8 protein-coding genes are annotated in these 9,608 nt (G+C 57.1%); 5 read left to right on the top strand and 3 right to left on the bottom strand.

Annotated elements, in window-relative coordinates:
* The first annotated feature begins 76 nt into the window (after nucleotides 1–76).
* The 5 genes from AC11W3_RS17120 to AC11W3_RS17100 all read left to right on the top strand — a co-directional run bounded on the left by AC11W3_RS17120 (nucleotide 77) and on the right by AC11W3_RS17100 (nucleotide 3,772).
* A complete protein-coding gene (locus AC11W3_RS17120) occupies nucleotides 77–388 on the top strand; it encodes a hypothetical protein (RefSeq protein WP_484093417.1) in 312 nt (103 codons plus the stop codon).
* Between the two features lie 178 nt (nucleotides 389–566).
* Nucleotides 567–1,256 (top strand): DUF3027 domain-containing protein, encoded by a 690-nt coding sequence (locus AC11W3_RS17115; protein ID WP_484093416.1) that lies wholly within the window; start codon nucleotides 567–569, stop codon nucleotides 1,254–1,256.
* 12 nt (nucleotides 1,257–1,268) lie between these two features.
* Nucleotides 1,269–1,832, top strand: a complete 564-nt coding sequence (locus AC11W3_RS17110) for a hypothetical protein (protein WP_484093415.1) — start codon at nucleotides 1,269–1,271, stop codon at nucleotides 1,830–1,832.
* A 112-nt stretch (nucleotides 1,833–1,944) separates the two neighbouring features.
* Nucleotides 1,945–2,466 carry a hypothetical protein gene (locus tag AC11W3_RS17105; protein ID WP_484093414.1) on the top strand — a complete coding sequence of 174 codons (522 nt, stop codon included), beginning with the start codon at nucleotides 1,945–1,947 and terminating at the stop codon, nucleotides 2,464–2,466.
* A gap of 535 nt (nucleotides 2,467–3,001) precedes the next feature.
* Nucleotides 3,002–3,772: a PilZ domain-containing protein gene (locus tag AC11W3_RS17100; RefSeq protein ID WP_484093413.1), complete on the top strand. Its 771-nt coding sequence runs from the start codon at nucleotides 3,002–3,004 to the stop codon at nucleotides 3,770–3,772.
* Nucleotides 3,773–3,905: 133 nt separating this feature from the next.
* Here AC11W3_RS17100 and AC11W3_RS17095 read toward each other — a convergent pair whose 3' ends face one another.
* From AC11W3_RS17095 to AC11W3_RS17085, 3 genes are read right to left on the bottom strand one after another with little or no spacing between them, the layout of a single operon-like run.
* Nucleotides 3,906–5,234, bottom strand: coding sequence for an ATP-binding protein (locus tag AC11W3_RS17095; protein ID WP_484089788.1), 1,329 nt, complete (start codon nucleotides 5,232–5,234; stop codon nucleotides 3,906–3,908).
* A 42-nt stretch (nucleotides 5,235–5,276) separates the two neighbouring features.
* Nucleotides 5,277–5,930: a hypothetical protein gene (locus tag AC11W3_RS17090; RefSeq protein WP_484089787.1), complete on the bottom strand. Its 654-nt coding sequence runs from the start codon at nucleotides 5,928–5,930 to the stop codon at nucleotides 5,277–5,279.
* 2 nt (nucleotides 5,931–5,932) lie between these two features.
* Nucleotides 5,933–9,604: an eCIS core domain-containing protein gene (locus AC11W3_RS17085; RefSeq protein WP_484089786.1), complete on the bottom strand. Its 3,672-nt coding sequence runs from the start codon at nucleotides 9,602–9,604 to the stop codon at nucleotides 5,933–5,935.
* Nucleotides 9,605–9,608 lie beyond the last annotated feature (4 nt).

Genomic DNA, 9,608 nt, shown 5'->3' with positions numbered 1-9,608 from the left:
CCCCGTTGGTGCAGAAACTTTTATTTTGAAAACTTCCGACAGCAAAGAAAAACCAGTCTAAGCATTGGGGTAAGAGATGAAATCAAAAGATGAAGTAGTGGTCGAGGACATCATAGCTGAAGGAGTCTGGAGAACCCCTGACCCCAACGGGGAGCGACAAAGTTCATATATCGCCATAGGCCGACCAGCTGAGGATAAGACCCAACAGTATGAAGAGTGGCGTTGCCCGATATACATAGAGCACTTCACAGAAGATGTGGTTGATGTTCGAGGCACAGGGCCGCTCGACGCACTCCTAAACGCGACAACTTTACTGCGTCAATTTCTGGATATGCACCATTTCATCGAGCCGGTGAAAAAGATCCATGAAGAACGCGGTGAGGAGTAGGCTTACTAAGTCTCAAGAAGTCGGCGAAAAGCCTGTGAAAGCCAATTAAGCCGAGGTAAGTGTAGGTTGTCGGAGATTGGTGAGGGGCCGGCGCGCAGGAGACAGGGCTCCACTCTTAACACGAAGGTAGCGGGCAGGGGCAGTGAGCGCCAATAACGAGTTGAACAGAAGGGATAACATGATAAGCACTGCGGAATTTAAGAATCTCGTCAGCCCGCTGTTGGGCATGATAATCTCTCTGCCATGGTGTGGATATGGTTCTGCTGTTTTTCTCGAATTGGGTGAGCTTCAGCCTTTGAGCCACCCTCGGCAACGGCACCAAGATGGCGAAGCTTGTATTTCCCTAGAGTGGGACTGGCGAATAGAAAGCGAGAAACAGATTATTTGCGGAAGTTCAAATAGCAGTCCAGAGATCGAAAAAGCTATTGGGAATCTCCGTAACCAGAAAGTCGAGGCCATAACATTAGACGGTAGAATACCGGAACTGATTATTGACTTATCAGGGGGGTATATACTCCGGTCAATGGCAATGACGTCTGGCTACCCACAATGGAGCGTAAGGCTACCCGATAAGACATATTTATTAGCCGACGAAGGTATCCTTATTAGAGACGAGGGTACAAGGGGACCATCTGAAGTTGATCCCGAGGAAGACAAAGCCATCGAACACGCTGATAAGACCGCGACACGATGGGGTACACCGGTATCAGAACCTTGTGGCGGATATTGCCAGGACTGCATTTACTTCATACGAATTGATGGTCATTTTGCCCTACTCGAATACGGTGTATGTACTTCAAAAGATAGTCCCTTGGACGGACGAGCAGTTCATTTGAAGAGTGGCTGTCAGGCATTCACGGCAGAATAAGTCAGAAAGGTGATGTTCAACCACGGCGCAGACACTGACGCGGCAAAGAATCGCCGCGCAGGTCACGCCGAGAGCCGTTGGCCGAAAAAATGGAAATGGAAAATGGACAAGCATGTACGTTCCCACCTAGCCATAGCTCTTATTGCTGTGGTTGTTCTGCTATTTGCTGGTTTAGGAATTCAACTTCTTGAAAACAGCCTAGATTCGATTTGTGATTCAACAGAAGGAGGGTGCTCAGCAGCGGAGGTATTAGAGCAAACGAAATTAAAACGGATATTAACGTCGCAATATCGCATTGATGTCCGACGCGTGGTACCTCCTCAGTTCACTGGCTATTTTGGATATGACTATATCCGCTACGTCGTTCCTATTGCTGAGGTTGACGGCGAGATAAGTAACTTACGCAAGGATCTGGGCGGGTTTACCACGGCATCATATGAATGGTACCCATCATACCGAGTTCCCAAATGGTGGCCAGAACCAAGAGAAGTCGAGGTGTTGAACGGCAACGGCATTAGAATTTGGGTAAATAAACGTAATGGCACTTTTTACGTCTATTACGAGTGGGGCCATTAAAGGCCAACCAAGAGATGCACCTGACCAAGAAGCCATCAGGTGATCTCCCGGTGCGTTATGTCAGAAAACCCGAGTATATAGAGTCTGATTGTTCTGATGGCCTGAGGTAAGTATGACAAGAAGCCAGCATCTTCGACGTGTAGCGATTCTCTGCTGTCACTGTCTTCGTAACTTAGCATTCTACAAAGCAGGATTGCACAATGGAAAATCAAAATTAAAAGGCCAGTTTTGGCTGAACACAAATGGCAACTTCCTTGACATCGCTGTCCTTGAGTGGTGCAAGCTGTTCGCTGACCCCCGCGGAAAGCATTTTTGGCGTAAAGCTATCTCAGATGATGTGACTTTTCAGGAAGGCTTATTGGCGGAACTCGGGCTAACGGAGACGGAGTTTGAAGACTATGTAAATCAGATGCGGACCTACCGTGACAAATTTATCGCCCATCTCGATTCCGAAGAAGTAATGCACATCCCTCTCATTCAAGCCGCAGTGAACAGCACTGTATACTTGTATGATTACCTTTTGGAGAATGAAGAGACTGGCGGTTGTTTCGCTGACGCTCAAAAAGGCGGTTTGAAGTTCTATGAAAAGTTTCTCGAAGAGGGAACGGCTGTGTACGAGAAGAACAGGACATAACCAAGTCAGTGGAGTGGTGAACCCCGCTCACCGCCCACGACGTTGATTTACTGCAGCAAGTCAACCAAATCAACAATGTCCCCCGTCCCCTCCCCGGGCACGGAGGGGTAAGTCGGGGGGAGGGCCTTAGATCTTGTCCCTGACGCTCTTGATCTTGTCCTCCATGGTCTGCACACGGTCGGTCCGCGTGCAGACACCCCCCACTCCAAGCGGGACCACACAAAGGTCTACCGGGACTTTCATCTTTCGATCTCCTTTCAGGTTGTGCGATCAGCAGAAACTATACTTGATGGGCCGCGGTTCAATCATAAAAGCCTCCTCTCGATGTCACGAACCCCCGCGGCGCCTGCAATTGTGACCTCGAAAACATCTCTACTTTTCCTCTCAAGAATTCCTCCCCCTGGCCGAATAGACCGTTATCCATGGAAGAACTCCTAATGAGCCTTCGTCGGAGCGCAAACTAACCTCCGGCCCTGGACAGTAGCCAAGTGGCGAAGCCGGCCCGCAGTTGCCGATGTGATGGCGATCGTGGGCCGTGGCGCGACTGATGGTCGAAGTGGAGGCGATGGTTCAGCACATGAGGGGTACCGTCAAGATGGAATATGACTTCTCGCGTTTTTACCGGACGAGGGTTAAGAAATCAGTGGATGAGGACCGCTATCACATCGCCAAGGCATTCGACGATCTGATCAGGCGCCACACCGGTGTAAAGCTGAGGCTGGTGAATTACTACAAGGGATTGCCCATCAACTACCCGGCCTCGCTGGTGGAGATCGCCAGCGGGACGCTGGAGCTGGACGTGCACCAGCAGCAGGCGGTGGCTCTTAGCGACTCCCGCTATACCTTCATCAAGTGCGACCATTTCGACACCTCGATCCTGGCCGAGGTCCTGAGTGTGGATGTCCGCAGGAGGGCCGCTTCCCTGCGAAACTTCGTCTTCGTCGACATCATGGCCGAGCAGCGGACCGCGGTCCGGCTCGAGCTCGATCCTCCGGTCAAGGGGGAGGTCAGGGTAGGGACCGAACTCTGCACCGGTGAGGTCCTCGATGTCTCGCTGGGGGGCTTCTCGATGAGCATCCGGGAACAGTGGTTCCCCGACGGTGCCGAGGTCAGGCTTAGCATCCTGGTGCCCGATGCGCAGCCGGTGGAGCTGGATGCGAAGCATCTCGGCACCTTCAAAGAGTGCGACTATGATATCTGCCGCTTTTCGGTCAAGGCCGATCCGCGGTGCGAGGCGGTGATCTCGCGCTTCATGTTGCAGCGCCAGGTGGAGATCATCCGGGAGCTGAAGGAAAGGAGCAGCTGAGGCCTTTCCCCGCACCCCTCATGCCTCCCCGGCCTCAAGCCCTCGCTCCCCCCTTCCAGCGCGCATCTCCTGCCGTATTCCCCTCCCTGGACCTCCCCCTGCGGGAGAGGATAAGTCGTCTCGGTACCATCGGTCAGACCACCTTGCCTTCCTTGATGTACTCGCGCATGATGGCGGCCTCGAGCCGGTTGCGGTCGAGTAGGAGGGAGTTGTCGGCCAGTGCCTCGACGGCGCAGTAGTGAGTGACGTTGATGATTCCCGCGCCGGAAATCTCGTAGCGCCCGGCGATTTCCTTCCAATCGATGTCCCCGGCAATCTTTATCTGTGGCGGGAAGGCCTTGCGCCAGATCTCGCAGCGCTCCTCCGGACGAGGCATCGGGAAGTGGATGATGCTTTGGAACCGTCTGGCGAAGGCGTCGTCGATGTTGCCGCGCTGATTCGTGGCCAATATCACCAGCCCGCTGTGCCCCTCGATACGCTGCAACAGATATGCGATCTCCTGGTTGGCGTATTTGTCGTGGGCGTCACGGATATCGGTCCTCTTGCCGAAGAGCGCGTCCGCTTCGTCGAAGAAGAGGATCCAGTTCTTGTTCTCTGCCTTGTCGAAGAGCCTCGACAGGTTCTTCTCCGTCTCCCCGATGTACTTCGACACCACCCGTGACAGATCGATCCTGAAAACGTCCTTCCCCGTGTACTTTCCGAGGAGGCTCGCGGTAAGCGTTTTCCCGGTTCCGGGAGGGCCGTAGAAGAGCGCGCGGTAGCCGGGCTTTATCTTCTTTTTCATACCCCATTGGTGCAGCAGGGTGTCGCTGTGTATGACCCAGTTCTCCAGTTCACGGATCTTCAAGCGGGTGTCGGGATGCAGCACCAGGTCGTCCCATTCCATCCCGGTCTCGATCACTTCCGCGGGGAATTCGCTGCCGAACCGGGGCCTGCTGACGCTCCCGGTGGTGAGATGTTCCACCACTTCCGGCTCAATGATCAACTGTCCGCTCATCGGCGGCTCCCCCTCGGGCACGGGGTTTAGCCAGAGGAGATGTTTCCTGGAGAACCAGTGCCCGCTGCCGAACATGCGCTGAACCTCCAGTCGTTTATCGAGGTGGTCGCCGGCGATGATGAACTGTGCAGTTTCTCCGGTAGGCAGGATGCCGCGGTGATTTACGGCTTTGACGCCGCCGAATTCGGGGAACTCGCCGCCTTCCGGCAGATAGCCGGCTATGGTTCTGCTCAAGAGCTCCGGCTTGAGGTGGGGGGTCAGGGCGAGCATCAATACCACGAACTCTTCCTGCGTGGGGCGATGGGTGGCGAAGAATTTCGACAGGGACGATTGGCGGGTCTGGCAACGGAAGCGGTCGATCTCGACGCCATCGGCATTCCTGAAGTAGATGTTGAGGCAAGATGTGAGTACGCTGTGCAGCCAGTCGGCGGCAGCTTCAAGATCGGCGGCATTGTGTTCGACCATGGAGACTCCAATCTCTCGTAGGAACCACGGGGGTTCCAGAACTCAATCTACGCCAGCAGGGTTGTATGCCTCGTCTGCCTCGTCGGCTCGCTTGGTGAAGTTTGTGTAGCCTTCATGCCTTGCGCACTCGCCCTCGACTCTCTTTATCGAACCGTGATGCTTCGCTGGTATCGTAAGCCGCGCCTGGAATACCGTCAGGTCCTGGCCTGAAAGTGTCGCCATCGCCACCTCGAAGCTTCCCGGCGGCAGGACCTTGCGCACAGCGTCGAGATAGGCGGCTCTATCCTCTTCGTCTGCAAAGTCTGCTACGACCAGGTACGGCAGTTCTGTCTGTGCCGGAGGAGGCTTGTATTCTCCGATCCGCGGGTCAGCCAGAAACAAGGACTCGTGCTTCAGGAGGAGCTCCTTGGGCGAGACCTTCGCGATCTCTATCTCGACGGTCCATGCCTTGCGCCATTTATCTTTCTCGGAACCGGTATCTTCCGGCGGGGTGGCATAATCGGTAAGGCACCCCTTGATCTGCCAGCGGAGAATCTCTCCCTTCAGGTTCAGACGCTCGAGGAGACATTGAGCGAGCACGACGGAGTCCACGGGAACCAGGGACACCGTCAGCTCGGTCAGGAAACAGCCGAGCGTGGCACTCCGTTCGCTCTCCCGGTTCAGAACCGGCTGCCACATGACGAAAATCTCTTCCACGATCATTTCTCCCCGGGCCCCTTGAAGGTGCTCTCGACGATTTCGGTGTATCCTTCCTGACTCGCCGAGGGAGCCGACCTGTTTGACTGGAAGTCGAGAATGGGCGCGTCGTCTTCTTTCCCTTTAAAGGTGACCCACGCTCTTCGTCCGGGCTGGTCAATCCGCTTTCCTTCCGTGTTCCAGTGGTCCCTCACGCTTATGGGGTGTTCCACCGTTGGATGTGTGGGAGACTTTTTGGGTACAATCCGGGCCGGCTGGCTCGGGTCGCCAATCCAGTAGTCGCCAGCGGGGTCCTTTACATAGTCGCCGTTTTCCAGGCGGTAACTGCGCGCGGCCACTTTCTCATCTCTCTTCCTGTCCAGCGTGGTGCCGTAACCTTGTCCTAACAGGTAGAAGCTGGTTCTGACCTTAAAGCTCCCCCTGTATTGCTCCCTCAGTTTTCTCCTGTTATCCGCGGGATCGATAAAGACATACTTCGACTCCCCCGGGGGATAGGTCTTCGTTTTCCAGCGAGGGTTTATCACGGCTACCACATCGAAGGCGCCGTGGGGCAGATCCTCGATGAAGAGATCGGTCAGCTTGAACTTGATCTTGATCCGCGCCAGGTGTTTCTTGACCGCCTCCCGATCGGGCGCCATGCCGACCGAGACCTCGAGTTCGGCGGCGGCCAGATGCACGTCCTTCATCTGCTGCTCCGCCGTCCGCTCATCCGGCCTGGCCGCCCCGTTGACCGGCTTGTCCTTCGCCTTGACTTCGACGCCCTTGCTGACCCTTACCCCCGCTTTCGCCCGGACAACCCAGTTCTCACCCTTCACCTGGATATCGAAACCCAACCCGCTCACTGCGGTCTTGATTTTGCCGAGTTCCAGGTCCAACTCGCCGCGGCTGAGCGGCCCTTTTTCCTTGAGTGCCGACAGCGGCTTGGAGGCATTCTGCAGGATCTTGGCGTTTTCCTTTTCCCTGGGAGAATTCGGGTCCGGAGCCGCCGATTTGCCGGCCTTGGGCGGCGCCCCCTTCTTCGCAAGCTCTTTCTTTTCCCCTTTCTTCGGTTCCGGTTTTTTCGGCGGGACCTCCGGTTTTTGAATGGTCCCGTCGTCTTTGAAGCTCCCTTGCCCCTCTTTTCCTTTCCCGGATTTATCCGGCAGATCGTTGTCCACCATCTTGGACATGAACTTGGAGGGGTCGAATTCAGGTTTCTTCAGCTCGATTTCCGGCACCTTGCCCGAGCCGAGCTGGTATTCCTTCATCACCGCGCTCAGCCCGATCGGGTCGCCGAGGGGCCATTCCTTCTTGAAAAGCGGCCACGTCCACCGGTCGTCGGAAAGGGGCGACCACCACGGCGTCTCCAGGGCGATGAAGAAGTCTCCGCCCAGGCCGAACATCGGCTGCGCCACCAGGTCCAGGGTGCCGCTGATGTAGAAGATTCCAGGATCACGATAGCCGATGGTGGGACGCGCATCGGCATAGGCCTTGACCCCGATGTCCGCGTTGACGCCTATGCCGAACTTGATGTCGTGGTGCATTATTTCGATCCCGGCGCCGCCTTCGGCACGGAATCTCAACCCGGAGTAGCCGGAGATGTTGATCGACCCGGAGATCTGGATCATCTTTTGGACTTCCGGATCGGTGGAATAGGTCCCGAGGATCTCGATGTTGTAGATCTTCGCCGGGCCGAGAGTCGCCAGGGCGTGGAGGCTCAGGCTGCCGAATATATTGATGTCGCCGACCACCGGCAGGCCGTAGTAGGCCTTCGCCTCGAAGCTGATCAGTTCCTTGTCCCACTCCCTCGGCGTTTTCATCAGGGGGACTTCGGCGGGTGGGGCGATCCTGCCGATGACGGTGACGTTGCCGGTGCTGTCGACAACCACGAAGACCGTGCCGGCAAACCAGTCGGTCAGGTGGAAGGACAAGAGCCCCGCGGCGGCGAGTCCGCGTTTTTTCTTGCCAGCCTTGGGCGGTGGTACCGGTGCGGGGGGAGGGGCATCCTGCACCTTCTCCTTCCCTCCCGCCGCTTTGATGGCATCCTTGGTGAAGTTGTTGGCCGTCTCCAGGTCCGTCGAAACGAAGTTGATCTCCCCCGACAACCGGTCGGCGTCGTAATGGGCCTTGCCGGCGAGGTCGACCGTCCCATCGGGGTTGTACTTCATGAGCGCGGAGCCGTTGAAGGACTTGTATGCGATCGCTAGAGAGAGTTCACCCGCCAGCTTGTCCTTGGTGTTGTCGAGCTTGAACTGCCCCTTTGCCATCCCTTTGATGTTGATGTCGGCAGCCGCTTCGATCTTCGGTTTTTCCGCATCCTCCACGGAGAAACTGAAGACCGCGTCGACATAGCCGCCCACCTCGACCTTTAGGTTGGTGACGCCAAGGGTCAGCTTGCCGGACTCGAACTTGTTCACCGGTCTGGGCAGGTTCTCCACCTTCAGACCCAGACCTCCCAGGATGGCCGCGTTCTTCTGCAGGCTTTGCAGCCAGTCGTTGGTATTTCCGCCGCCCGGCTTCAAGGAGGCGTAACCGCCCTTTATCTCGCTGTTGACCAGCGTGAAGTTGATGTACACACCTCCGATCAGTTCGGCCCACGGAGCGGTTACGGGCATCGAGCCTCTGCCGATCGAATGGTAATTCTTCCTCTTGTCCGCCCTGACCTTGATCCGCCCTTCGCCGGTCACTCCTTTCACTTTGACCCGCACTGCCAGACCCTTGTGGCTTTGCGCCAGGATTTCCTCGCTGACTTTCCCTGAAGGGCTGAAGACACCTGTTGACAGGTCCACGACTTCCGAACTGGTGGCCTCCTCTTTAGGGGCAGCAGGAGGCTTGGTTGCCTTCTGGACGGCGGCGTCGCGTTTCTCCGAGGGAGGTCCCGTCTCTCGCTGGACGGCGTCTTCCCGTCTGTCGGGAGAGGAGGCTGGCCGGCGCTGGACGGCGTGCCCCTGCTGGATGGTATGGGTCAGTTCGTGCGCCAGAAGCTGCTTTCCGTCACCGGTGTCCGGCTGGAATCGGTCGCGGGAGAAGAAGACGTGGTTCTGGTAGGTGAAGGCCCGGGCACTGAGCTGGTCGTTCAGGGCCGCGGATTCGGGGTCCTTATGGATCCGGACGTTGCTGAAATCGGCGCCGAAGCGGGGCTCCATGTAGCTGCGGACGTCGCTCGATAGCGGCTCCCCGCCCGAGGCCCGGTCCTTTATGGCCGACTGCACGTTGGGACTGACGGAGGGCGTGGCACCCCCGGCGCCCCCGCTTTCCTTGCGCTGGAACTCACCGAGACGGCTTCTGGGCTTGAGGCGTCTCTCGTCTTCCTCTTGCCTGGCTTTCGTTTCCGGCGTCGCCGGCGGCACCCTCACCTCGGCCTGGCGCTGGACCCTTTCCTCCTCCGTCGCCGGTGCCGGCGGCTTTTCGCCCTCCGCCTTCTGCAACTTGTCCTGGGGCTGCCGCTGTACTTTTTCTTCCTTCGGCGGTTGCCCCGGAGCCAGCCGCATCACCCGCTCCGACATCTTCTCCGCTTCCTGCTCGAAGTGGTCGCCTGGCTGGTTCACCGTCATCTTCATCTGCACGGCCGGGGCGGCTCCCCCGCGCGCTGCGAAAAAATCCCCCTCGCCCCTTCTGGAGAAGAAAGGGCGCCCCGCCTCGTGGGTTGCAGTCGGCGAGCTGGTGGTCGACGATTTTTCCGCGCCGGTCTTCATCGCT

The sequence above is a fragment of the Geomonas sp. genome (assembly GCF_056994735.1).
This window is presented reverse-complemented; position numbering and strand designations above follow the sequence as displayed.